Below are 23,952 nucleotides of genomic sequence, written 5' to 3'. Positions count from 1 at the left end.
TTCTTCAGGCTGCGCAACCATCCAAAGCCATTTTTATGTAATCGAGTGCGCACTCGATTGCAACTTAATAAGTGATCGCCTCACCGCCGTCGTCGTCTTCCTCGACCACTGCGGCGTGAGCAATGGGTTTCGGCTCTTCCTTCTTGCGGCGGAAGATGCCCTGCTGCAAGTTCCAAAGCTCGTAATACTTGCCCTGTTTTGCCAGCAGTTCATCGTGTGTGCCGCGCTCCACGATCTCGCCGTGATCCATGACCAAGATCTGGTCACAGTCACGAACGGTGGACAGGCGGTGTGCCACGATGAGCATCGACTTGTCAGCCAGCTGGTTGTAGATCATATCAAAAATGGTATTCTCTGTGCCAAAGTCCAGATTACTGGTGGATTCATCCAGAATGTAGAGGTTGGAATCTTTCAGGAAAGCGCGTGCCAGCGCAATGCGCTGCTTTTCACCGCCGGACAGGCCGTTGCCTGCTTCCTCCAGATAGGTGTTATACTGCAAGGGCAGATGACGGATAAAGTCGTGAGCATCTGCCTTCTTGGCAGCGTCCTTGACCTGCTCAAGGGTAGCTTCCGGACGCGAGATCCGGATATTCTCAAACAGAGTCTTGCTGAACAGCTCAACATTCTGCGGCACATAAGAAATTGCACGACGTACCGATGCGTTGGTATACTCATTGAGGTTGATACCGTTCACATCAATTTCGCCGCTCTCCGGCTCATAATACTTGAGCAGAAGCTTGGTGATCGTGGATTTGCCGCTGCCGCTGCTGCCCACCAGCGCGACCTTCTGTCCCTGCGGGATGGTGAAGGAGATGTGGTTCAGTGCGGGGCTGCGGTTGCCATAACGGAAAGTGACATCCTTGAACTCGATATCGCCTTCGATCTGTTCCATCTCGGTGTGCTCTTCATCTTCGGCCTGTTCCGATTCATAATCCATGATCTCGGTCAGACGTTTCATGGAGATATCGGCTTCCTGAATCGACATCTGCATCGAGATCAGGTTGCTCAGCGGGGAAGTAAAGTAAGAGGACAGCGTGCTGAAGGCCATATAGCCGCCCAGTGTCAGCTCACCGTTCAACACCTGCATGATGCCCACGTAAGTGGTCACCATATTCAGCAGGGTGGAGATCACCATCGACACCAGAGACTGGCCGGTGCTGATCTTGCTGGAGCGCAGGCTGATCTTCAGGCTCTTGATGTACTCGCGTTCCAGAGCTTCCAGCTCGCGGTCTTCGCAGGCATTGCACTTGACCGTCTCAATGCCGCGCAGGCTTTCGATCATCTGGCTGTTCAGCATTGCGGACTGCTGCATCGTCTCTTCATTGATCCGCTTGTACGGCTGCTTGAAGATGATGACGAGGAGCAGGCTCAGCGCGGTGCTGAACAGGGTGAGCGAGAACAGCGAGGAGTTCATCCGGAACAGTACGATGCCAACGCCTACGGCCATCACCACGTCCATCACGATGGTCATCGCGATGTTGGTCAGGACCGATTTGATGGTGTTTGCATCCGAATAACGGGTGGTGATATCACCAGTCTTGCGGGTGGCAAAGAACTTCATCGGCAGTTTGTACACATGCTCGAAGTAGCCCAGCATCAGCGGAATGTCGATCCGGATGGACAGGAAGATCAAGATCCACTCGCGAACCGTGCTGAGCAGGTTGCTCGTGAGGTTGACCACGCTGAACACGAGGATCAGGGTGATGAGTAAGTTCTTCAACCCATACGGAAGCACCTCATCCATCAGTGCTTTGTTGAACACTGTAGAGACGATGCCAATGACCGTAAGGATCACCGAACAGAGGATTGCATAAATAAAAAGTTTTTTCTGGGGCCAGAGCAGGTCGAAATACCGCTTGAGCATGTGGTACTTGCCGGTGTTCTTATTCCCCTTGGCGTTTGCATCGGTGCTGGTGCCGTTGATGCTGGTGCCAGCTTTCTTTGCCTTGCCGCCCTTGAACTCCGAGGTAGGGTTCATCAGCAGCAGAACACCGGTGAAGTTTTTATAGAAGTCGTCCAGGCTGATCTTTTCGAGGTCCTTGGCAGGGTCACCGATGACGACGTAATCCTTGCACTTGTACTTCTTGGAAGTGTCAGCCTTTTTTTCTTCTTCCTTCAACACATGCTTGCGGCGGGCATCATCGTCCTTGATGGTGGTCTTTTTAAAGACGACCACAAAGTGGGCCAGACCCTGATCGGTGATGACCTGCGCAATGCAGGGAAGTGTGAAATCACTTAGAAAATTCTCGCGGTCCACTCGGACAGCGGCCGTATTGAAGCCAAGCTCATTAGCGGCTTTCTGCAAACCAACAAGGTTCGTGCCTTTCAGGTCGGTACCCATCATATCGCGCAGGCGGGTGATGGTAACTTCCTTTTTGTAATGGAGGCACACCATTGCGAGGCAGGCAGCCGCACAGTCAGTGGTGTCGTGCTGCCGGACATAGGTATAACGCATAGATGCTTCCTTTACAAGAGACCGACAACCTTCGGAAACGATCTCTTCTCTGTGTTCTAATATTCAAAACTGCCTTCCATATTCTAGCACATTGTGCGGAAATGTACAAGTAAAACTTTGTACGCATCACGCAGACAGCAGACAGGATGCAGATTTTGACGCAGGAGATAAGGTTCTGTCACGCTCCATCTAAAGCAGCGCATAGCCCTCTGCTTTGCCCTGCCCTGCGGAGAACCAGGGCAAAGCAGAGGCCAAGCTGCTATCAAAAGAAGGGAGCACCTACCCTTTGATCTACCAAACGCTTCAGAAAATTTCCTAAAGCTTATAAGCAGTATACCACAATGTGACATCTTCTTCAAGAGGACATTTTTTAAGAAACCGTTAATTTTGAAGAAAGTGTGAAAAATGTCACAAAATAGTTACAGCCTGCATCTATGAAAAAGGCGGCAGGTGTGATCCCCGCCGCCGATTTGTTGGCGCCTCTTGCCTGACTCGAACAGGCGACACCCTGATTAACAGTCAGGTGCTCTAACCGACTGAGCTAAAGAGGCATGTATTCAGAGCTTTACAGCGGTAAAAGCTGCTGCGAGTAGGATTATACCTCTTTTGCCTATATTTTGCAAGTCTTTTTTGAAAATTTATGAAAAAAGCTTTCAGGTGGGGGTTTGTGCGCCTCGCAGAAAGTCCACCTCCCCCGTTTCCTGCAAATTTTTCGTCCTCCTCCTGCTATAATCTCCCAAAAGGGGGCGGGGCTTATCCGGGCCGTGATCTATCTCGATGTTCTTCTGCTGGTCAACTTTCTCACGACTGCGCTGTTTCTGCTGGCGGCGGGGCTGTTGTGCGGCGTGAGCACGTCGGGCGGGCGGGTCGTAGGCGGGGCGCTGGCCGGGGCGGCAGCCTCCCTCATCCTGCTGGCCCCTGCCCTGCCGTGGCCGGTGTCAGTCGGGTATCAGCTGGCCTCCGGGGCCGGCATCGTCCTGCTTGGCTATGGGTTTCCGGGCGGGCGGTGCTTTCTGCGGCTTCTGGCATGGTTCGCAGCCCTTCATTTTGCGCTGACGGGAGCCGTGCTCCTGCCCGGCGCACAGGCCAACAATTTCAGCATCTACCTTCCCCTCTCGCCGGGGCTGCTGCTGGTCTGTGCCGGGGGCGTGTATCTGGCTGTGCAGGGCATCCTGCGGTTTCTGGGCCGGAACGGCGGGCAGACGTTTCCCGTCACTCTGCAAATTGGCAGCACACCCCTCCCGCTCCGGGCCTTCTGCGACACCGGTTTCTCGGTGCAGGAACCGCTTTCAGGCCGGGAGGTCATACTCGTGCGCTTTGCCGCCGTGCAGAACGCCCTGCCCGGCCCGCTGCGCACCTACTTATCCGCTTACTTCGCGGCCCCTTCCACCCCGCCGCCGCCCGAACTCGGCCTGCGGTTCGTCCCCTGCACCACGGTGTCCGGGCGCTGCATCCTGCCCGCCGTCCCGGCTGTACTGGCTTCGGCTCCGGCTCAACCGCTCTATGCAGCCTTCTGTGACCTTCCGCCTCCGCCGGGCGGCTGGGATCTGTTGCTCTCGCCAGCCGTTGTGCCCGATGCTGCGTTCCGATGAGCCGTTGAACCTCTCAGTCTCGCCCTCATTGGCAGCACCCAAGAATCCCGCCCACAAAAAGGAGGCTTTTCGTTGAATCACCTGTTATCGTTTTTCCGTCGGCTGTACGTTCTGTTCGTCTGCCCCGGCGCCGCCCACTATGTTGCTGGGGCGCCCAGCCTGCCCCCGCCCCTGACCCCGGAACAGGAAAAAGTCCTGCTCGCCCGGATGATGGCAGGCGACCGCACCGCGCGGGACGACCTGATCACCCACAACCTACGGCTGGTGGTGTATCTTGCCAAAAAGTACGAAAGCAGCGGTGTGCCTGCCGAGGACATGATCAGCATTGGCACCATCGGGCTGATCAAGGCGGTGAACACCTTCACGCCGGAGCGCAGCATCAAGCTGGCCACCTACGCCAGCCGCTGCATCGGCAATGAAATTCTGATGTACTTACGCAAAAGCTCCAACCGCCGTCAGGAAGCCAGCATCGACGAACCGCTGAACGTGGATGGCGACGGCAACGAGCTGCTTCTCTCCGACATCCTCGGCAGCGACGAAGACCTGGTCAGCCAGCGGCTCGAACAGAGTGCCGAGCGGGCCACCCTCCGGCAGTCGGTAGCCCTGCTCTCCCCGCGGGAACGGCAGATCATGGAGCTGCGCTTTGGTCTGGCGGACGGCATTGAGCGCACCCAGAAGGAGGCCGCCGACGCACTGGGCATCAGCCAAAGCTACATTTCCCGGCTGGAAAAACGGATCATCCGGGAATTGAAAAAGAAGCTGGAGGACTGAGCGGGCAAAAATTCCCACGCATGATTCCCCTGCCCACGCCCCATACTTCCGGTAACGTCAAAACGAAACCGGAGGGGCGCGGATGTACAACAAAGTGGAGCTGTGCGGCATGAACACTGCAAAGCTGCCTGTGCTGACCGAAGCACAGAAGCGGGAGCTGCTGACGCGGGCCCATGCGGGCGACGCCGCCGCCCGCCAGCAGATGATCGAGGGCAACCTGCGGCTGGTGCTCAGCGTGGTGCAGCGGTTCGCCCAGCGCGGCGAAAATCTGGACGACCTGTTTCAGGTGGGGTGCATCGGCCTGATCAAGGCCATCGATCATTTTGACCCCGCCCAGCCGGTGCGCTTCTCCACCTACGGCGTGCCCATGATCATTGGCGAGATCCGGCGTTTTCTGCGGGACAACAATGCCCTGCGGGTGAGCCGGTCGCTGCGGGACACGGCCTATAAAGCCATGCAGGCGCGGGAGATGCTGGAAAAGCAGCTTGGCCGCGAGCCGACCATGGACGAGATCGCGCAGGCGGCGGGCCTTGCCCGGCGCGAAGTGACGGCGGCGCTGGAATCGGTGGTGGAGCCGATCAGTCTGGAAGAGCCGGTGTACACCGATGGCGGCGATGCGATGTATGTGATCGATCAGGTGCGGGACCCGGACGGCGAGGACAGCTGGATCAGCGGGCTGCAGTTCCGGCAGACCGTGGCCGGGCTGACCCCGCGGGAAAAGCGGATCATGGAGCTGCGCTACCTGCAGGGCAAGACCCAGATGGAGGTGGCGCGGGAGATCGGCATCAGTCAGGCACAGGTCAGCCGGCTCGAAAAGGCCGCGCTGGAACAATTCCGCAGCAAATAGCAGCAAAAGCGGCACACCCTTATATAACCTATATATAAGGATGCGCCGCCGCTCTTATTTTTTGCCGTATTTCCGGCGGGTGGCCGCACCGCCGCGCAGATGCCGCTCTGCCTTGTTCCGGGCCAGCACTGCCTGCACCCGCTGGAACAAGTCGGGGTCCACCCGCCGCAGCCGGGACGAAACGTCCTTGTGCACGGTGGACTTGCTGCACCCGAACGCCCGCGCTGCGGCCCGCACCGTTGCGCTGTTTTTTGCGATGTACTCCCCCAGCAGTGCGGCCCGCTGTTCCGGTTCCACTTTCATGCCCTGTCCCCTCCTCCGCAAGACTCCTTGGTAAAAAATATGAGGCGGAGGGGCGCAATATGCCCGCCGGGGCTTGACTTTTGGCGTCGGACGACTATACTGGGAAACGGACATAAAAACAGGGGTGCCGAAAGGCTGAGATCCGCACACTGCGGAGTACCCTTGAACCTGATCCGGGTAATGCCGGCGTAGGTAGTTTGCGGAATGTTTCCATCTTTCACAAACGAAGCCTCTACGCCTGCTGATCGCAGGCGTATTTTGTTTTTGTGTACTATATTTTTAGAGGAGCGAATCCAAAATGTCGAATTCCTATTCCAAAACCCGCATTCTGGTGGAGGGTGCGCTGATGATCGCCATCGGCACCGTGCTGTCGAACATCAAGATCTTCACCATGCCCAACGGCGGCAGCGTCACCCTGCTGAGCATGCTGCCCTTTGTGCTGGTGTCCTTCCGCCATGGCGTCAAGTGGGGCCTGTTCACCGGCCTGGTCAACGGCTGCCTGCAAATGCTGCTGGGCTTCTGGGCACCCCCGACGCCCACCTTCCTGTACTTCCTGGGCGAAGTCCTGCTGGACTACCTCATCGCCTTTATGGCGCTGGGCACGGCCGAGCTGTTTGCCCGCCCCTTCAAGAACCGGATGGTCGGCGTGGCTTTCGGCACCTTTATGGCCGGTGTGCTGCGCTTCCTGTGCAGCTTCCTCTCCGGCGTACTCGTCTGGGGCAACCTGAACGAGGGCCTGAGCGCCTGGACCTACAGCCTGGTCTACAACGCCAGCTACATGCTGCCGGAGACCCTGCTCACCGTGGTGGCCGCTGTGCTGCTCATCAAGGTGGCCCCGCAGATCTTCGACCGCCAGTACACCAAAGCCTGATTTTTCACGCACCATCGCGCCCTGGCAGGTTCACCGCCCGCCGGGGCGCTTTTCTCTGCAAAAACTTCGCAGGAAATTCGAAAAAAGTGTTGACAGCGTCCCTTCATGCTGGTATAATAACTCACGTTGCAAGACACGAAACCAAACATCTGGGGGATTAGCTCAGCTGGGAGAGCGCTTGCATGGCATGCAAGAGGTCAGCGGTTCGATCCCGCTATTCTCCACCAAAAAAGCACTGTACTTCGTTTGAAGTACGGTGCTTTTCTTTTTGCTGAAGCCGATTCTGGGGAGCTGCATTGCTTCGCCTGCACCGTTTTCAGGCTTTTGCAGGCGGTTCCGATACACCCCCAACGTTTGACGTTACATCGTTTTCCAAAAAACGCCGAGGACGCCTCCCACAGTGGAAAGGTTCCTCGGCGTTCTTCATTTCATGCTTTTTGATGATTCGGCCAACTTGCAGCGCAGCAGCTTACAGCCACTGTTTCAGCACGTCGTTCAGCTTATTCAGGTCCAGCGGTTTGGCGATATGTTCGTTCATGCCGGTGTTCTTGGCCAGCTGCACGTCCTCGGCGAAGGCGTTCGCCGTCATGGCGATGATGGGCACTTTGCCCCGGCTGCCGGGAAGGGAACGGATCGCCGCCGTTGCTTCGTAGCCGTTCATGACCGGCATCTGGATGTCCATCAGGACGAGGCTGTACCAGTTTTCCGGGGCCGCCGCGACCTTTTCGACGGCGATCTTTCCGTTTTCAGCCGTTTCGACCGTCACACCGGTCATGCCTAGGATCTCGGTCGCGATCTCGCGGTTCAGGTCGTTGTCTTCCACCAGCAGGAGCCGCTTGCCCGTGTAGTCCGTTTTTGCAAAGTCTTCCAGATAATTCCGGGCGTTTTTCTCTTTCTTGCCGGAGGTGAACTGCCGCAGGGTCGCCGTCAGGCGGGAGCGGAACAGCGGTTTTGCTATAAACGCATCCACGCCCGCCGCTCTGGCTTCTTCCTCGATCTCGCTGAACTCGAAGGAGGTCAGGATGATGATCGTGACGTCTTCCCCGACGCATTCCCGAATCCTTCTGGCCGTTGCGATGCCGTCCATCTCCGGCATCTTCCAGTCCAGGATCACCGCAAAATAGTCGCGGCCGGTCTTGTGCCGCGCCGCGCAGCGCTCCACGGCTCCCTTGCCGGTCAGGACCCATTCGCCTGCGATGCCGATCTCCTGCAGGGTATCGACGGTGCTTTCGCAGCAGGTCTGGTCGTCGTCCACGACCAGCACCGGCAGGTCGAACAGCTCTTTTTCCTGCTCTTTCTCGTCTTCCTGCAATTTCAGATAGACCGTGACCGTGATCTTCGTGCCCTTGTTGGGGGCGCTTTCGACCTGAATGTCGCCATTCATCAGGTTGACGATGTTTCGGGCGATGGCCATGCCCAGACCGGTGCCCTGCACCTTGGTCGTCCGGTGATCGTCCGCCCGGCTGAACGGCTCGAACATGATCTTCTGAAATTCCGGCGTCATGCCGATGCCGTTGTCCTCGATGGAAAACTCGTAGCAGCCCAGCTCCGAGAAGCCGTTCGGCTTTTCCTTGATGGAGAAGGTGATGCTGCCTCCATCCGGGGTGTACTTGATGGCGTTGCTCATCAGGTTCACAAAGACCTGCTGGATGCGCAGGCTGTCACCGCAGACGGCCTCGTGCTCGATGTGCTCCACGTGGACTTCGAGCTGATGGTGGTGCTCGTCGATTGCCGGTTTTGTGAGGGTGAGCAGGTTATCGACCAGCTCCGGCAGGCTGAAATCCTCCTCGGCAAGGCTCATCCGCCCGCTCTCGATCCGGGCCATGTCCAGCACTTCGTTGATCAGGCCCAGCAGATGGCGGCTCGCCTTGGTGATCTTGCCAAGGCATTCGACGACTTTGTCCTGATTTTCGATGTTGGCCCCCGCAATGGCCGTCAAGCCCACGATGGCGTTCATCGGCGTCCGGATGTCGTGGGACATATTGGAGAGGAAATCCGTCTTGGCGCGGCTTGCGTTCTCGGCCACGCGGTACGCTTCCTTCAGTGCCTTATGGGATTCGATCTCGGCCTTTTTCTCCTGTGACACATCCATCGATGCCAACAGTGCTTTGACCAGCTTCGTGCCGTCCCACTCCAGCGGGATGAAGGACGCGATCTTATAAGTGTTTTCGTCCAGCGAGCAGTATTCAAATTTGTAGATGTCGTTCTCGCACTGCAAATTCCTGCGGATATTTTCCGGCGAGATTCTAGCATCCAATGCGTCCAGCGATTCCAGTGTCTTATACTTTGCAGCTACCTGCTCCACAAAATCATGGTAGGTTCCGGTCGGCGCGTATATCATTTCACCTTGCAGGTTATAGAACCGATAGCGGTCATTTTCCAGATCGCAGACGACGAAGCGGTCCAGCAGGCGCACCATGCTCTGGATCAGCAGCTCCATGGATGCGTTGTCCGAAGCCATCTGCATCCGCTGTGCCATCTCTGCTTTGGACTCTGTGATATCCCGCAAAAAGATCATCGCATAGTCCGAGTCCCCGATCTCGCCGCGCATGACCACATTGCTGACCCATCGTTCCTCCCCATTCAGAACGATGCGGCAATCCTGGCACAGCTCGGTCTCAAGCCCCTTCAATTTTTCGGTGATGTAGGCGCGGTCGTAGAAATCCGTGACCTTCTGTTTGTCCTGTTCGACCACATAGTTGTCCACAAAGAATTTGATCAGCTCGTCCCATGTCTGGCTCTGCTCAAAGGCCGTCATCAGGGAGGCCTCCACCTTGAAAGCATCAAAGGTGTTCTGTTCCAGATTCACATAATATTCGCAGAGGTTCGCGTTGGTGAACGCGCGGTGGAACGCTGCCGCCCGCTGCGCCTGCATCCGGCTTTGCTTTTCTTCCTCAATGTTGTAGATGATGCCGGTGATGCGGCTGGCCGTGCCATCCAGACGGCGGATCACTTCTGCCGAGGCCCGGAACCACTGATATGGGCCGTTTTGCAGCTTCAGCCGGTACTCCACGCTGAACTTTGTGGTGTTGGTCTTGTCGGCCACCGTTTTCAAAAGCAGCGTCATCACCCGGTCTTTGTCCTCCGGGTGCAGAAGCTCCGACCACGCATCCAGCTGGTTCGGGAAATCCAGAGCGTCATGGTACCCCAGGAGCTGCCGGAAGGCATGGCTCCAGCTCGCACGGACGATCCGGCCCGTTTCATCGCATTCCAAGATCCACGGTGCCGAGTGGATGGTCTCATTGACCAGCATAAGGTCTTCATACGCCCAGTTCACCTGCACCGACAGCACCCAAAGCGGCCTGCCGTCTGCGTCCACGGTATCTTCCTTATAAAAATGCACATAGACTGGTGTTCCATCGGCTGTGAGGATCTGGCCCTCCCCTGCGCCCCGGATCTGACGAAAGCGTTCCGGTTCGAGGAAGCTGACGTTTTCCCCATAAAACAGGTTCTTCAGCAAGCCCTTCGTCTGCTCCATCAGGGACGCATAGCTGTGGTTCAGGTTATGCAGCAGCAGTTCGCTGACCGACAGGATCGGCAGGCCCGCATCATAGTACCCGGTCATGGTCCCGACGCCGCCATTCTGATGGATCGTGTTCTGCATCGCCTGAAGCACGTTCTCTCCCAATTTTTCCGTATCGGATGTATAGATCTCATCCGTAAGTCGATTGTTAAACTTCATTTTCATCCTCGCACATGTTCGAATCTGCCGTGCGTTCCGGCCTCGCCAGACGGCATACAAAAACAATTATAGTATACAACCGTCCAGTCACCCGTTCAAGCCATTTTTTCAATCAGGTAAACAATTTTCCGGTGCCCCGCGCTCCCCCCATTTTTCGGGCAGATTGCAACAAAAGTCCGGAATTTTCCGCAAAGGGCTCCATTTTTCATTGCTTTTTCCTAAAAACACGTTAAGATTTCTTGAAATGCCGTTGTCGGGGTGGTAGAATGGTCTTATGTCTCGATCGTGCTGCGCCTTTTTTCCGGCTCTCGAACGGCTTTTTGCCAGAGTGCCGGGCAGGCCGCACGCAGGGGGGGCGGTGGCGTCATTCCCGTGGGGTGGGCTGTATCATCATACAAGAATCCGGGCCAGCCCGCTGCACTGCGGCGGCTGGCAGCGGGCCGTGAGGAAGAGGAACATACAAAATGAAGAAGAACACACTGCACAGCCTGTTTGCCCTGGTGACCGCCCTGGTGATGGCGGTCTGTCTGCTGACCGGCTGCGGCGCAGCGGATACCGAGCAGGTGGAAGCACAGGAAGACGCTCAGACTATTCAGGTGTATCTGTGTACTGCCGCCCTGTACGAAAACTATGCCCCCTATGTCCAGTCCCAGCTGCCGGACGTGAACATTGAATTCATCGTAGGCAACAACGATCTGGATTTTTACAAGTTTTTGCAGCAGAACGGCGGTCTGCCGGATATCATCACCTGCTGCCGCTTCTCGCTGCACGATGCGGCACCGTTGAAGGACAGCCTGATGAACCTTGCCATGACCAATGAGGCGGGCGCTGTGTACAACACCTACCTCAACAGCTTCAAAAACGAGGATGGCAGCGTGAACTGGCTGCCGGTGTGCGCGGATGCCCACGGCTTTGTGGTCAACCGCAGCCTTTTTGAGCAGTACGATATTCCCCTGCCCACCGATTACGCAAGCTTTGTAGCGGCCTGTCAGGCTTTTGAAAAGGTAGGCATCCGCGGCTTTACCTCCGATTATACCTACGACTACACCTGCATGGAAACCCTGCAGGGGCTTTCCGCTGCCGAGCTTACCACCACCGCGGGGCGCAAGTGGCGCACTACCTACAGCGACCCCGCCAGCACCGCGCGGGTGGGCCTGGACGACACCGTATGGCCGGGGGCGTTTGAGCGGATGGAGCAGTTCATTCAGGATACCCACCTTACAGCAGATGATCTTGCATTGAATTACGACGATGTGACCGGAATGTTCCGGAACGGAGAAATTGCCATGTACTTTGGCAGCTCTGCCGGCGTGAAGATGTTTCAGGATGAGGGCATCGACACGATCTTTCTGCCCTTCTTCAGCCAGAACAGCGAACCGTGGATCATGACCACCCCCTATTTCCAAGTTGCCCTGAACCGGGATCTGGAGCAGGACACCGCGCGCCGCGAAAAAGCCATGAAGGTGCTGAACGTCATGCTCTCCGAACAGGCGCAGAACCGCATCGTCTCGGAGGGGCAGGACATACTGAGCTACAGCCAGAACGTTCCCCTGCGCCTGACCGAGTATCTGAAGGACGTCCGCAGCGTGGTGGAAGAAAACCACATGTATATCCGCATCGCCTCCAACGATTTCTTTGCCGTTTCCAAAGATGTGGTCTCCAAAATGATCGCAGGTGAGCTTACCGCTGAGCAGGCGTATCAGGCCTTCAATGCCCAGCTCCTTGCCGATGAGGAGCCTGCCGACAACGAGACCGTGCTGACCTCCGGGAAGGCCTATTCCAACGTATTCCACGCAAACGGCGGCAGCGCTGCCTTCTCCGTGATGGCAAACACGCTGCGCGGCGTGTATGGCACCGATGTGCTGCTTGCCACCGCAAACAGCTTTACCGGCAGTGTGCTGCAGGCGGATTATAACCAGAAAATGGCAGCTTCCATGATCATGCCGAACGGTCTGATGTCCCGCCAGCGCACCATGACCGGTGCGGAGCTGAAAGAGACCGTCCGCGCCTTTGTGGAAGGCTGCGAGGGCGGGTTTGTGCCCTTCAACCGCGGTTCTCTGCCAGTGGTCAGCGGCATTGCTGTGGAGGTAAAAGAGAATAACGGCAGCTATACCCTGACCGGCATCACCCGGAACGGGCAGCCGCTGGGAGATAACGACACCGTTACCGTGACCTGCCTTGCAACGGAAAAGCAGATGGAAGCGCTGCTTGCGAGCGACAGCGGCACGTCTGCGGGCGAAGATACGTGGGTAAAAAACACATGGCGCGATTATATCTCCGGCGGCGCAGCGCTTGCAGAGCCGGAAAACTACATGACACTGAGGTGAGCGGAATGGCAGACGAAAAGCACGAATCCAAACGCAGCTGCTATTCCCGGCACAAGTGGCTGCCTGCCGCCGCTGCCATCCTTCTTTTGGTCTTTCTGGCAGCCGGTTTCAGCGTCCGGTACATCTCGTTTATGTCGCAGACCATCTATCAGGAAAGCACCTCGCATCTGGAAGAGGTGCTATATAAATCCAATAGTATGCTGAAAGAGATGGTGCGCAAAAACCTGACCTATCTGCATCTGTGCAACGGCTTTCTGAAAAACACCTCGAATGAGGATGAAATTCAGGCCTATATCGAGGAAGCACAGCAGGCAGCCGGATTTGTTGACTTCTACTTTCTTTCCTATGACGGCAACTACACGACCGTGACCGGGGGAACCGGCTACCTTGGCCTGCAGACCAATCTGGACGAAAAGCTCTCCGATGGCGAGGATATCGTCGTAAATACGGCGCTGCCCGGCAAAGCCCCGATGCTTGCGTTCATCTGCCCCGAAACGCAGGGCAGCTACCGGGGCTTTGCCTACGATGCCGTTGCCATCACCTATTATAATGATGCTGTGCTGAGATTGCTGGACAGCTCTGCTTTTCAGGGCAATGCCAGCAACTATGTGATCTACCCGGATGGGCGGGTGGTGATTGACAATTCCGTAAACCGCAAGGAAATCATTTACAACTTCATTGCGATGCTGCGCGACCATTCCGACCTTTCCGAGGAACAGATTCTTGCCCTTTCGGATGATTTTGCGCAGGGCCGCAGCGGAAACCTGCGGGTCAAACTGGGCGACACCAGTTATTATCTGGTCTACGAGGATACCGCGGTCCAGAACTGGACGATGGTGGGGCTTGTGCCGGTCAGCATCGTCAATGCCAGTCTGGATAAGCTGTGGTTCCACACGGTGCAGATCGTGGCGGGCATCGCCTTTGGCCTTGCTGTGCTGATCATCCTGCTGATCCTGCGCAGAAGCCATACGACCCTGCGCCGGAAGGACACTGAGATCCTGTACCGGGACGAGCTGTTCCAAAAGCTTTCACTGAACGTGGACGATGTTTTCCTGATGCTGGACGCAAAGACCTCCAAGGTGGATTATGTCAGCCCCAACGTCGAACGGCTGCTGGGCATCCCGTGGAAAGAAGTGCGGCAGGATGCCCGTGCTCTGGCAGCGCTGCACCCGAAGGATGACCCGGATCGCGACAAGAACTTTCTGGAAGGACTGCTCAGCGGGCAGCAACGCGAATGGGATTTCGAGTTTGAGCATCGGGAGACCAAAGAGCGGCGCTGGTTCCATAACATCGCCATGGGCAGCGAGGTAGAGGGCAAGACCAAGTATATCCTTGTCTTGTCCGACCGCACCGCCGACAGGCAGGTGAATCAGGCACTTTCGGATGCCGTTGCAGCGGCCGAGACTGCCAACCGCGCCAAAAGCACCTTCCTTTCCAATATGTCCCACGACATCCGCACCCCCATGAACGCCATCATCGGCTTTACCACGCTGGCACTCAGCAACATTGACGATAAAGACCGGGTGAAGGATTATCTTGCCAAGACCCTCGCTTCCAGCAATCATCTACTTTCCCTCATCAACGATGTGCTGGATATGAGCCGCATCGAAAGCGGAAAGATCCATCTGGAAGAAGTGGAAGTCAACCTTTCGGATGTGCTGCACGACCTGAAAACCATCGTCAGCGGGCAGATCTACGCAAAGCAGCTGGAGCTTTATATGGATGCCATGGATGTGACCGATGAGGACGTCTACTGCGATAAGACCCGGCTGAATCAGGTACTGCTGAACCTGCTGTCCAACGCCATCAAGTTCACCCCGGCGGGCGGCACGGTCTCGGTGCGGGTGCGGCAGCTTGCCGGAGCGGTGCGCGGCTGCGGGCAGTATGAGTTCCGCGTCAAGGACAACGGCATCGGCATGAGCCAAGAGTTCGCCAAAAAGATTTTTGAGCCGTTTGAGCGGGAGCGCACCTCCACGGTAAGCCGGATCCAAGGCACCGGCCTTGGCATGGCTATTACCAAAAACATCGTGGATATGATGGGCGGCACCATCGAGGTGCAGACGGCGCAGGGCAAGGGCAGCGAGTTTATCATTCGTGTGCCCATGCGTGCGCAGGCAGAGCACCGTCCGGTGGAAAAGATCACCGAACTGGAAGGCCTGAAGGCACTGGTGGTGGATGACGATTTCAACACCTGCGACAGCGTGACAAAGATGCTGGTCAAGGTGGGCATGCGTGCCGAGTGGACCCTTTCCGGCAAGGAAGCGGTGCTGCGTGCACGGCAGTCCATCGAAATGAGCGACGCCTACCACGCCTATATCATCGACTGGCGCTTGCCGGATATGAACGGCATCGAAGTCACCCGCCAGATTCGCAGCCTGAACGGTGATACGCCCATCATCATCCTGACCGCCTACGACTGGTCCGACATTGAGGTGGAGGCAAAGGCTGCCGGTGTGACCGCCTTCTGCTCCAAGCCCATGTTCATGTCCGACCTGCGCGAGACCCTGATGAACGCCATCGGCCAGACACAGACGGATGCGGCGCAGGAGCTTCTGCCGAAAAAGAGCAACAACTTCAAGGGCAGGCACACCATCCTGCTGGTAGAGGACAACGAGCTGAACCGTGAGATCGCGCAGGAGATCCTGCGGGAGTACGGCTTCCGGGTCGATACAGCGGAAAACGGTGCCGTTGCGGTGGAAAAAGTCCGCACCGCAGCACCGGACAGCTATGATCTGGTGCTGATGGATGTGCAGATGCCGATCATGGACGGTTATACCGCCACCCGGCAGATCCGCGCTTTGGAGGACCCGGCGCTGGCCGGGATCCCCATCCTCGCCATGACCGCCAACGCATTCGATGAAGACCGCCGCAATGCCTTGGAAAGCGGCATGACCGGCTTTTTGTCCAAACCCATCGTGATCGGCGACCTTGTGCAGGAGCTGCGCAAGATCTTATCAGATGCGCGCTCCCCTTTCCCGCCGTCTTGACAAGCCCGGCGCATCTGGTACAATACAACCAAGGCTCTGCGGCAGCCCCTTTACAGCTTGCGGCCGTACACTTCGGGAAAGGAACTTCATCATGGATTCGAACACCAAACGCTCTCTGCTCGTCACCGTTGTGGGGGTAACACTTTTTGTTGCACTGCTGCGGTTTTCGGATGTGCTCGCCTTTGCGGCACGTCTTGTGGATCTGGTGCTGCCCATTCTGGCGGGCGGCATCCTGGCACTTTTCATCAACGTGCCCATGACCGGGCTGGAAAAGCGGCTGAAGCAGCTGTTCCGCAAGGCCAAAAAGCAGCCACCGGACAAGACCCTTCATCTCCTCAGCTTTTTCATCACGCTGGTCGGCATCGTGCTGGTGCTGGTGCTTGCGCTGACCCTGCTGGTGCCGGAACTGGTCAAATCGTTCCACAGCCTCTATCTGCAGATCGAGTCGAACATCCCCCGCTGGACCGCCTACCTCAGCGCACAGGACGCCGACATGGGCTGGCTGATGCACTGGCTGGAGGGCATCAACTGGGAGCAGCTGCTCCACAAAGCCGCCGACAGCATCGACAAGGTGCTGGTCAATGCGGTGGGTGCCGTATCCGCCACGGTGAACGTCATCGTGACGGCCTCCTTCGCCCTCATCATCTCCGTTTATCTGTCGCTTGGGACGGAGAGCCTTGGCCGACAGGCCCATACGCTGGTGTGCGCGTATCTGAAGCCCCGCCACGCTGCCGGGCTGCTCCGGTTCTGTCGGCTGTTCCGGCAGTCCTTCGCCAATTTCCTGACCGGCCAGTGCAGCGAGGCGGTGATCCTTGGCGTTCTCATGGCCTTTGCGTTCTCCGTTTTCCAGCTCCCCTACGGCAGTCTGGTGGGGATGCTGACCGCCATCTGTGCCATCATCCCCTATGTGGGTGCCCTCATCTCCTGCGTGGTCAGCGTGTTCCTTGTGCTGCTGGTGGACCCGATGCTGGCGGTGCGCTGCCTCATCGTTTACCTCGCGGTGCAGTTCATCGAGAACCAGTTCATCTACCCCCGTGTCGTGGGCAAATCCGTCGGGCTTTCGCCGCTCTACACCCTGATCGCCGCCATGATCGGCGGCAACCTCTTCGGCATCCTCGGCATCATCTTCTTCATCCCGCTGACGGCGGTGGTCATCGAGCTCGTGAAAGAGGATGCCTGCCGACGCCTGCAAACCAACGGGAACCAATCATGACCCCCAGCCCCCGGAATGCGCCCGCCGCGCTCCGGGGGCGTTTTTTGTCGGCCCGGCCCTGTTTGCCGGGTTTCTTTTTCTTGCCTTTTCCCCCGGTGTGTGCTATACTTTTCCTCGAACTGAATAGAAAACAGCAGGTGCGTTCCGCCCATGCCTCCGGGCAGCGGCAGGAACGTTAAAAGGGAAGCGGGTGCAGATCCCGCACGATCTCGTCACTGTGATAAGGGAGTCTACTGTCCGGGTGCTTTGGGCACCGGCCACTGAACCGTCCGGTCTGGGAAGGCGGCAGCAGGCGTTGAACTTTCAGTCAGGAAACCTGCCTGCTGTTGGTACGGGGGTGCAAACCCCAGATCACGAGGAATTGGTTGTACCAAAAAGCCCGAACCACTGTAAGGGGTCTTTTTGTTTTGCCGTCCCGCAAGCAAAAAGGCCCTTTTTCGTTGTTCGGGTCCTCTTTCCTGTGCCCTTCTGTTCAGCGCCGCAATATTTCAAACAGGAAAGGAAGCTCACACATGAGAAAACGCACTCTCCACAAGACGGCGGCCACCCTGACCGCCCTGGCACTCTGCGCCGGTGTTCTGACCGGCTGCGGCGGGGCCGCAAGTTCCACCGCTGCCTCCAGCACGGCAGGCTCTGCCGCTGCCAGCAGCGAAGTTTCGAGCGAGGAGGCTGACGAAATGGCAGCAAAGAATGTGGCAGACCTGATCGATGCCATCTATGTGCAGGAGCGCAATGAGGATACCGATGCCCAGTGCGAAGCCGCCAAGGCTGCATGGGATGCCCTGACCGACGCCCAGAAGGAACTGGTGGAAGGTGAGAACGCCGACCCCGACTACTTTGGCCGTGACACCGGCGATGCTTCCAAGGACGATGCCCGCAATCAGGACGACATTGGCGACAACGAGCTGCTGGTGGTCTCCTTCGGCACCTCCTTCAACGACAGCCGCGTGAAGGACATCAAGGGCATCGAGGATGCTCTGCAGGCCGCATACCCGGATTGGTCTGTGCGCCGCGCATTCACCGCACAGATCATCATCAACCATGTGCAGGCTCGTGACGGCGAAAAGATCGACAACATGCAGCAGGCCATGGACCGCGCTGTGGAAAACGGCGTGAAGAATCTGGTCGTCCAGCCCACCCACCTGATGCACGGTGCTGAGTACGACGAGATGATGGAAATGATCGACACCTACCGCGACAAGTTTGAATCTGTCGCTGTGGCTGAGCCCCTGCTGGGCGAGGTCGGTTCCGATGCCACCATCATCAATCAGGATAAGGAAGATGTTGCCAAGGCTGTCACCGCTGCTGCCGTGAAGGAAGCCGGCTACGACAGTCTGGATGCTGCTGCTGCGGACAAGGTCGCCTTTGTCTTTATGGGCCACGGCACCTCTCACACCGCAAAGGTGAGCTACAGCCAGATGCAGACCACTATGCAGACTCTGGGCTACGACAATGTGTTCATTGGCACCGTTGAGGGCAAGCCGGAAGAGACTGCCTGCGAGAACGTGATCGAGGCTGTTAAGGCTGCGGGCTACACCAAGGTCATTCTGCGCCCGCTGATGGTGGTTGCCGGCGATCACGCCAACAACGATATGGCCGGTGAGGATGCCGACTCCTGGCTGAGCCAGTTCAAGGCTTCCGGTGCTTTCGAGGAAGTGGACACCCAGATTGCCGGTCTGGGCGAGATCTCCGACATCCAGCAGCTCTACATCGCACACACCAAAGCTGCGATCGAGTCCCTGAACGGCTGATATCGCGTGCCCCAATGCCCGAAGGGAGTGATCTTTTCGGGCATTTTTTATGGAGGATGCCCCCCGCATGAGGAGGCACCCTCCCCCCATGGGCAGTTCTCTGCCCGCTCAAATCTGATCGCGAGGTATTTTGATCTATGCACTGCAAACAGTTTCTTTCCCTGTCCGTCGCTTCCCTGCTGCTGGCTGCTGCCCTGACCGGCTGCGGGGCGGCCTCTTCCACTGCAAGCTCTGCCGCAGGCTCGGAGGCTGCTTCGTCCGTGGCCTCCTCTGCGGCTGCATCCGAGACCGCTGCCGCCGCTCTGCCGGACGGCGTCTATACCGCGGATTTCGACACCGACAGCAGCATGTTCCACGCCAACGAAGCCTGCGACGGCAAGGGCACCCTGACCGTGGAGAACGGCCAGATGACCTTCCATGTCAGCCTTGCTTCCAAGAAGATCGTCAACCTGTATGTCGGCATGGCCGCAGACGCCGATGCCAACAAAGCCGACTGGCTGCAGCCCACCACAGATACCGTCACCTATTCCGACGGCACCTCGGAGGAGGTGTACGGCTTTGACATTCCGGTCACTGCTGTGGATACGGACTTTGACCTTGCCATTCTGGGCACCAAGGGCAAGTGGTACGACCACACCGTCAGCATCCGCAATGCGGAACCCAAGGCGGAAGCGGCGGCTGAGACGCCCGCCGACGGCGAGTACAATGTGAATGTCGTGCTGGAGGGCGGCTCCGGCCGTGCCACCGTGGAGAGCCCCGCCGCCCTGACCGTGGCAGACGGCAAGATGACCGCCACCATCGTGTGGAGCAGCCCGAACTATGATTATATGATCGTGGACGGCGAGAAGTATCTGCCCACCAACACCGAGGGCAATTCCACCTTTGTGATCCCCGTTGCCGCGCTGGGCACGCCCCTCTCCGTCACCGCCGACACCGTTGCCATGAGCACCCCCCACGAGATCGAATACACCCTGACGTTCACGCTGGAGTAACGGCTCCCCCTTTGTGGGGCAGCTGTTGTCCGCGCACCTTCGAAGGCGCAAGGCTGATACCATGAAACTGACCAGACAACAATTCTTAAAAGCGCTCCCCGCCTCTGCGTTTTTGCTGGCGGGCTGTGCGGCAAAGCAGACGGCCCCGGCCAACACGGAAGCGCTGGTGTTCGACCACGCCTATCCGCTGGACTACGCCCGGCAGTTCACCGCCGACTGCTACGAAGGCGGCTACACCCTGCTGACCCTGACCGGGTCAGGGGAACAGTTCCTCGTCCTGCCGGAAGATGCTGCGGAGGTGGACGGTCTGCCCGCCGGGGTCACGGCCCTGCGCCAGCCGGTGGAGAATATTTATCTGGTCTCCACCTCGGTGATGGACCTGTTCCTCCATCTGGACGCGCTGGACTGCATCACCCTCTCCGGCACCCAGGCCGCCGGCTGGCATCTCGACGAAGCCAGAGCCGCCATGGAGGCCGGGCGCATCGCCTACGCGGGCAAGTACAGCGCCCCGGATTACGAGCAGATCCTGGCAGCGGGCTGCCGCCTTGCCATTGAGAATACCATGATCCTGCACACGCCGGAGGTAAAGGAGCAGCTGGAACACTTTGGCATCCCGGTGCTGGTGGAGCGTTCCAGCTACGAGAGCGACCCGCTGGCCCGCATGGAGTGGATCAAGTTCTGGGGTATCCTGCTGGGCCGGGAGACCCTTGCCGAGCAGGTGTTCCAAAAGCAGGTGGAGCGCATCCAGCCGCTTCTGGAACAGGCCCCCACCGGCAAGACCTGCGCGTTTTTCTCCATCACGGCCAACAACCTCGCCAATGTCCGCAAGGGCGGCGACTACGTGGCCCAGATGATCGGGATGGCCGGGGCCGATTATGTGTTCTCCGACCTGACCGACAGCGGCAATAACCTTTCCACCACGAACCTGCCGCTTGAGGACTTCTATGCAGGTGCAAAGGATGCCGATGTGCTCATCTACAACAGCACCATTGAAGGCATGGTCGCTACCATCGACGAGCTGGTGGCAAAATGTGCCCTGCTGGCCGACTTCCGGGCCGTGCAGAACGGGAACGTCTGGTGCACCACCCAGAGCCTGTTCCAGCAGAGCATGGAGCTGGCCGATTTTGTGATCGACCTGCACCGCGTTCTGACCGAGGACGCCCCCGACGGCCTGCAATTCCTGACACCGGTGACGTAACTTCCCCAGAAAGGACCCGCATGACTACCAAAAAACGCCTTCTCTTCTCCTATGGCATCCTGGCCGTTCTGCTGGCGGTGCTCTTTGCCGCCAACCTCTTCTGGGGCAGCGTGGCACTGACACCGGAGGCTGTGCTTTCGGCCCTGCTGGGCTGCGGGCAGGACGCGCTCTCGGTGCGCATCATCACCCAGCTGCGCCTGCCCCGCGCCGTGATGGTCGTGCTGCTGGGCGCAGCGCTCTCGGCGGCAGGCTACCTGCTGCAGACTTTTTTTGCAAACCCCATTGCCGGGCCATTTGTTATGGGCGTTTCCAGCGGCGCAAAGCTGGCGGTGGCGCTGGTCATGGTGGTGTTCCTGAACCAGGGGTTGCTCACAAGCTCCCTCACCCTCATCCTGGCCGCGTTCGCGGGTGCCATGGCTTCCATGGCCTTTGTGCTGGCGGTGGCCCGGCGGGTGCAGCGCATGAGCATTCTGGTCATCTGCGGTGTGATGATCGGCTATATCTGCTCCGCCATCACCGATATCGTGGTGGCCTTTGCGCAGGATTCCAACATCGTCAATCTGCACAACTGGTCGCAGGGCAGCTTTTCCGGCGTGACATGGGCCAATGTGCAGGCTGCGGCACTGGTGGTGCTGCCTGCGCTGGCGGCATCCTTTCTGCTTTCCAAGCCCATGGCCGCCTACCAGATGGGCGAGGCCTACGCCCAGAGCGTTGGCGTCAACGTCAAGCGGTTCTCCCGCACACTGGTGCTGCTATCCAGCCTGCTGGCGGCCTGCGTCACCGCCTTTGCGGGGCCGATCTCCTTTGTGGGCATCGCGGTGCCGCACCTTGTCAAGCAGCTGCTGGGCAGCGCAAAGCCGCTGTATGTGCTGCCGGGGTGCTGCTTGGGCGGTGCGGCTTTCTGCCTGTTCTGCGACCTGCTGGCCCGCAGTCTGTTCGCGCCCACGGAGCTGTCCATCAGCTCGGTCACGGCCGTGTTCGGCGCGCCGGTGGTCATCTGGCTGCTCATCCGCCGGAATCAGGAGGGTGCACGATGAACGAATTTTCCTGCGAGGCACAGGACCTCGCCGTCGGCTACGGCAAAACACCGCTGGCCGAGCATATCGCGCTGGGCGTCCGGCCGGGCCAGATCCTGACCTTGATCGGGCCCAACGGCGCAGGCAAATCCACCCTGCTCAAAACGCTGGCGGGCCAGCTGGCCCCCATGGGCGGCACGGTGCTGCTGGACGGACAAGATCTGACCGCCTACACCGGCAGCGCCCGCGCACAGCGGCTCGCCCTCATGCTCCCCCACACCCGCCGCACCGAGCTGACCACCTGCTTCGAGTTTGCCGCAGCCGGGCGCATCCCCTACACCGGGCGGCTGGGCCTCCTCTCCGAGGCAGACCGGCAGGCCGTGCGCGATGCGCTGGCTCTGGTGGGGGCTTCCCCTCTCGCGGAGCGGGACTTCAACTGCATCAGCGACGGCCAGCGCCAGCGCATCCTGCTGGCCCGGGCACTGTGCCAGCAGCCGGAAGTGATCCTGCTGGACGAGCCGACCTCTTTTCTGGATATCAAGGGCAAGATCGAGCTGCTGAGCATCCTGCAAACGCTGGCCCACACGCAGCACCTTGCCGTCCTCGTCAGCCTGCACGAGCTGGACATGGCGCAGAAGATCGCGGACGCCGTGGTCTGCGTCTCCCCGCAGGGCGTCTCCGGCGTTCTGACGCCCCAGGAGGCTTTTGCACCGGAGAACATCCAGACCCTCTACCGCCTGAGCCGGGAGCAGTACGAAACGCTGTTCGGCCCCCTGAAACCTGCGAAACCCAGATTCGAGCACTACGTCCGCAGCGGGCAGAAGCTGCTGCGCTGCGGCTATACCACCGGCACCTGTGCCGCGCTGGGGGCTGCAGGGGCGGCGCGTCTGCTGCTGACCGGAAAGGCCCCGGAAACGGTGGCTCTGCGCACGCCCAAGGGCATTGTGGTGGAGGTGGCCCCGCTGTTCTGCCGCCGCACCGGGCCGGGGGCCGAATGCGCCATCGAAAAGGACGGCGGCGACGATGTGGATGTGACTACGGGCCTGCCCATCGTCGCCACGGTGGAGCTGCTGCCCGGCACCACTGAAGTCCGCATCGCGGGCGGGCCGGGCGTAGGCCGGGTGACCCGGCCGGGGCTGGACCAACCCGTAGGCGAGGCCGCCATCAACCATGTGCCCCGCCAGATGATTGCCGAAGCCCTGCAGCGGGAGGCCGAAACGGCCTGTTACACCGGCGGCTTTGCCGTGACCCTCTCCATTCCGGGCGGCGAAGAGGTTGCCCGGCGCACCTTCAACCCGCACATCGGGGTGGAGGGCGGGCTTTCCATTCTGGGCACCAGCGGCATCGTGGAACCCATGAGCCAGCAGGCCATTCTGGATACCATCCAGCTGGAAATGAACCAGACAGCGCTGCGCGTCCAAACCGAAGCCGCGCCACGGCGGCTCATCCTGGCCCCCGGCAACTACGGGCTGGACTACCTTGGCACGGCCTACCCGGAGTTTGCTTCCATCCCGGTCATCAAGACCTCCAATTTCATCGGAGATACGCTGGATATGGCCGCTTCTGCCGGGTTTGAAGACGTGCTGCTCGTGGGTCATGTGGGCAAGCTCTGCAAGCTGGCGGCAGGGGTCATGAACACCCACTCCCACACGGCGGACTGCCGCACCGAGCTGTTCTGCACCCACGCCGCCCTCTGCGGGGCCAGCCGGGAGACCTGCCGTGCCCTGTTCGAAGCCGCCACCACCGATGCCTGCCTTGACATTCTGGATGCGGCAGGCCTCCGCGCCCCGGTGCTGGAAAGCCTGCTGGCGGCGGTGCAGCTCCATCTGGACCGCCGCGCCGCCGGGGCGTTCCGGGTGGGCGCGGTGCTCTTTTCCAACCAGCACGGCCCGCTGGGCCAGACTGAAACGGCGGCACAGATCCTGAACGACTGGAAGGAGCGATAAT

General features: G+C 58.9%; 15 protein-coding genes, 2 tRNA genes and 2 riboswitches. Of the genes, 13 read left to right on the top strand and 4 right to left on the bottom strand.

From position 1 onward, the window contains the following. Window positions 1-64 precede the first annotated feature (64 nt). Both ACNQFG_RS09145 and ACNQFG_RS09140 read right to left on the bottom strand, forming a co-directional pair. On the bottom strand, window positions 65-2,455 hold the full coding sequence (locus tag ACNQFG_RS09145) for a peptidase domain-containing ABC transporter (RefSeq protein WP_423404663.1): 2,391 nt from the start codon (window positions 2,453-2,455) through the stop codon (window positions 65-67). Between the two features lie 474 nt (window positions 2,456-2,929). Next, window positions 2,930-3,006: transfer RNA gene (locus ACNQFG_RS09140), tRNA-Asn, on the bottom strand. Between the two features lie 213 nt (window positions 3,007-3,219). Between ACNQFG_RS09140 and ACNQFG_RS09135 the strand changes: the two genes are divergently transcribed. The 3 genes from ACNQFG_RS09135 (at window position 3,220) to sigG (ending at window position 5,665) form a co-directional block, all read left to right on the top strand. Further along, window positions 3,220-4,047 carry a sigma-E processing peptidase SpoIIGA gene (locus ACNQFG_RS09135; protein WP_423404662.1) on the top strand — a complete coding sequence of 276 codons (828 nt, stop codon included), beginning with the start codon at window positions 3,220-3,222 and terminating at the stop codon, window positions 4,045-4,047. Window positions 4,048-4,128: 81 nt separating this feature from the next. After that, window positions 4,129-4,818 (top strand): RNA polymerase sporulation sigma factor SigK, encoded by a 690-nt coding sequence (gene sigK / locus ACNQFG_RS09130; protein WP_423406574.1) that lies wholly within the window; start codon window positions 4,129-4,131, stop codon window positions 4,816-4,818. An 82-nt stretch (window positions 4,819-4,900) separates the two neighbouring features. Next, window positions 4,901-5,665 carry an RNA polymerase sporulation sigma factor SigG gene (sigG, locus tag ACNQFG_RS09125; RefSeq protein ID WP_423404661.1) on the top strand — a complete coding sequence of 255 codons (765 nt, stop codon included), beginning with the start codon at window positions 4,901-4,903 and terminating at the stop codon, window positions 5,663-5,665. A 54-nt stretch (window positions 5,666-5,719) separates the two neighbouring features. On the opposite strand, the gene ACNQFG_RS09120 is transcribed toward sigG, so the two are convergent. After that, entirely contained in the window at window positions 5,720-5,968 is a 249-nt protein-coding gene (locus ACNQFG_RS09120; protein ID WP_097793406.1) for a sporulation transcriptional regulator SpoIIID, read from the bottom strand. 110 nt (window positions 5,969-6,078) lie between these two features. After that, window positions 6,079-6,180, top strand: a riboswitch (TPP riboswitch). An 86-nt stretch (window positions 6,181-6,266) separates the two neighbouring features. On the opposite strand from ACNQFG_RS09120, the gene thiT reads away from it, so the two are divergent. Continuing rightward, complete coding sequence (thiT, locus tag ACNQFG_RS09115; protein WP_423404660.1) at window positions 6,267-6,839, top strand: energy-coupled thiamine transporter ThiT; 573 nt, start codon at window positions 6,267-6,269, stop codon at window positions 6,837-6,839. A 151-nt stretch (window positions 6,840-6,990) separates the two neighbouring features. Then, a tRNA-Ala gene (locus ACNQFG_RS09110) sits at window positions 6,991-7,066 on the top strand. Window positions 7,067-7,308: 242 nt separating this feature from the next. Here ACNQFG_RS09110 and ACNQFG_RS09105 read toward each other — a convergent pair. Beyond that, window positions 7,309-10,521 carry a response regulator gene (locus ACNQFG_RS09105; protein ID WP_423404659.1) on the bottom strand — a complete coding sequence of 1,071 codons (3,213 nt, stop codon included), beginning with the start codon at window positions 10,519-10,521 and terminating at the stop codon, window positions 7,309-7,311. A gap of 464 nt (window positions 10,522-10,985) precedes the next feature. On the opposite strand from ACNQFG_RS09105, the gene ACNQFG_RS09100 reads away from it, so the two are divergent. The 8 genes from ACNQFG_RS09100 to cbiD all read left to right on the top strand — a co-directional run bounded on the left by ACNQFG_RS09100 (window position 10,986) and on the right by cbiD (window position 23,951). Next, window positions 10,986-12,848, top strand: a complete 1,863-nt coding sequence (locus tag ACNQFG_RS09100) for an extracellular solute-binding protein (protein ID WP_423404658.1) — start codon at window positions 10,986-10,988, stop codon at window positions 12,846-12,848. Window positions 12,849-12,853: 5 nt separating this feature from the next. Continuing rightward, entirely contained in the window at window positions 12,854-15,835 is a 2,982-nt protein-coding gene (locus tag ACNQFG_RS09095; RefSeq protein ID WP_423404657.1) for a response regulator, read from the top strand. A 91-nt stretch (window positions 15,836-15,926) separates the two neighbouring features. Continuing rightward, window positions 15,927-17,048 (top strand): AI-2E family transporter, encoded by a 1,122-nt coding sequence (locus ACNQFG_RS09090; protein WP_207685420.1) that lies wholly within the window; start codon window positions 15,927-15,929, stop codon window positions 17,046-17,048. A 118-nt stretch (window positions 17,049-17,166) separates the two neighbouring features. Then, window positions 17,167-17,386, top strand: a riboswitch (cobalamin riboswitch). Window positions 17,387-17,560: 174 nt separating this feature from the next. After that, window positions 17,561-18,799 (top strand): sirohydrochlorin cobaltochelatase, encoded by a 1,239-nt coding sequence (locus tag ACNQFG_RS09085; RefSeq protein ID WP_423404656.1) that lies wholly within the window; start codon window positions 17,561-17,563, stop codon window positions 18,797-18,799. A 137-nt stretch (window positions 18,800-18,936) separates the two neighbouring features. Beyond that, the gene (locus ACNQFG_RS09080; protein WP_423404655.1) at window positions 18,937-19,791 is read left to right on the top strand and encodes an iron transporter; all 855 of its coding nucleotides are present in this window, start codon (window positions 18,937-18,939) and stop codon (window positions 19,789-19,791) included. Between the two features lie 61 nt (window positions 19,792-19,852). Further along, on the top strand, window positions 19,853-20,989 hold the full coding sequence (locus ACNQFG_RS09075; protein WP_423404654.1) for an ABC transporter substrate-binding protein: 1,137 nt from the start codon (window positions 19,853-19,855) through the stop codon (window positions 20,987-20,989). 20 nt (window positions 20,990-21,009) lie between these two features. Further along, window positions 21,010-22,026, top strand: coding sequence for a FecCD family ABC transporter permease (locus tag ACNQFG_RS09070; protein ID WP_423404653.1), 1,017 nt, complete (start codon window positions 21,010-21,012; stop codon window positions 22,024-22,026). Continuing rightward, on the top strand, window positions 22,023-23,951 hold the full coding sequence (gene cbiD / locus ACNQFG_RS09065) for a cobalt-precorrin-5B (C(1))-methyltransferase CbiD (RefSeq protein ID WP_423404652.1): 1,929 nt from the start codon (window positions 22,023-22,025) through the stop codon (window positions 23,949-23,951). Before ACNQFG_RS09070 ends, cbiD begins: the two co-directional genes overlap by 4 nt. Window position 23,952: the final 1 nt, after the last annotated feature.

This window comes from Faecalibacterium prausnitzii, from assembly GCF_049532945.1.
Lineage (GTDB): Bacteria > Bacillota > Clostridia > Oscillospirales > Ruminococcaceae > Faecalibacterium > Faecalibacterium prausnitzii_N.
This window is presented reverse-complemented; position numbering and strand designations above follow the sequence as displayed.

Coding starts and splice junctions, on each gene's coding strand:
- ACNQFG_RS09145 (WP_423404663.1), bottom strand. CDS start 2,455: ATGCGTTATACCTATGTCCGGCAGCACGACACCACTGACTGTGCGGCT.
- sigG (WP_423404661.1), top strand. CDS start 4,901: ATGTACAACAAAGTGGAGCTGTGCGGCATGAACACTGCAAAGCTGCCT.
- ACNQFG_RS09120 (WP_097793406.1), bottom strand. CDS start 5,968: ATGAAAGTGGAACCGGAACAGCGGGCCGCACTGCTGGGGGAGTACATC.
- thiT (WP_423404660.1), top strand. CDS start 6,267: ATGTCGAATTCCTATTCCAAAACCCGCATTCTGGTGGAGGGTGCGCTG.
- ACNQFG_RS09105 (WP_423404659.1), bottom strand. CDS start 10,521: ATGAAGTTTAACAATCGACTTACGGATGAGATCTATACATCCGATACG.
- ACNQFG_RS09100 (WP_423404658.1), top strand. CDS start 10,986: ATGAAGAAGAACACACTGCACAGCCTGTTTGCCCTGGTGACCGCCCTG.
- ACNQFG_RS09095 (WP_423404657.1), top strand. CDS start 12,854: ATGGCAGACGAAAAGCACGAATCCAAACGCAGCTGCTATTCCCGGCAC.
- ACNQFG_RS09090 (WP_207685420.1), top strand. CDS start 15,927: ATGGATTCGAACACCAAACGCTCTCTGCTCGTCACCGTTGTGGGGGTA.
- ACNQFG_RS09085 (WP_423404656.1), top strand. CDS start 17,561: ATGAGAAAACGCACTCTCCACAAGACGGCGGCCACCCTGACCGCCCTG.
- ACNQFG_RS09080 (WP_423404655.1), top strand. CDS start 18,937: ATGCACTGCAAACAGTTTCTTTCCCTGTCCGTCGCTTCCCTGCTGCTG.
- ACNQFG_RS09075 (WP_423404654.1), top strand. CDS start 19,853: ATGAAACTGACCAGACAACAATTCTTAAAAGCGCTCCCCGCCTCTGCG.
- ACNQFG_RS09070 (WP_423404653.1), top strand. CDS start 21,010: ATGACTACCAAAAAACGCCTTCTCTTCTCCTATGGCATCCTGGCCGTT.
- cbiD (WP_423404652.1), top strand. CDS start 22,023: ATGAACGAATTTTCCTGCGAGGCACAGGACCTCGCCGTCGGCTACGGC.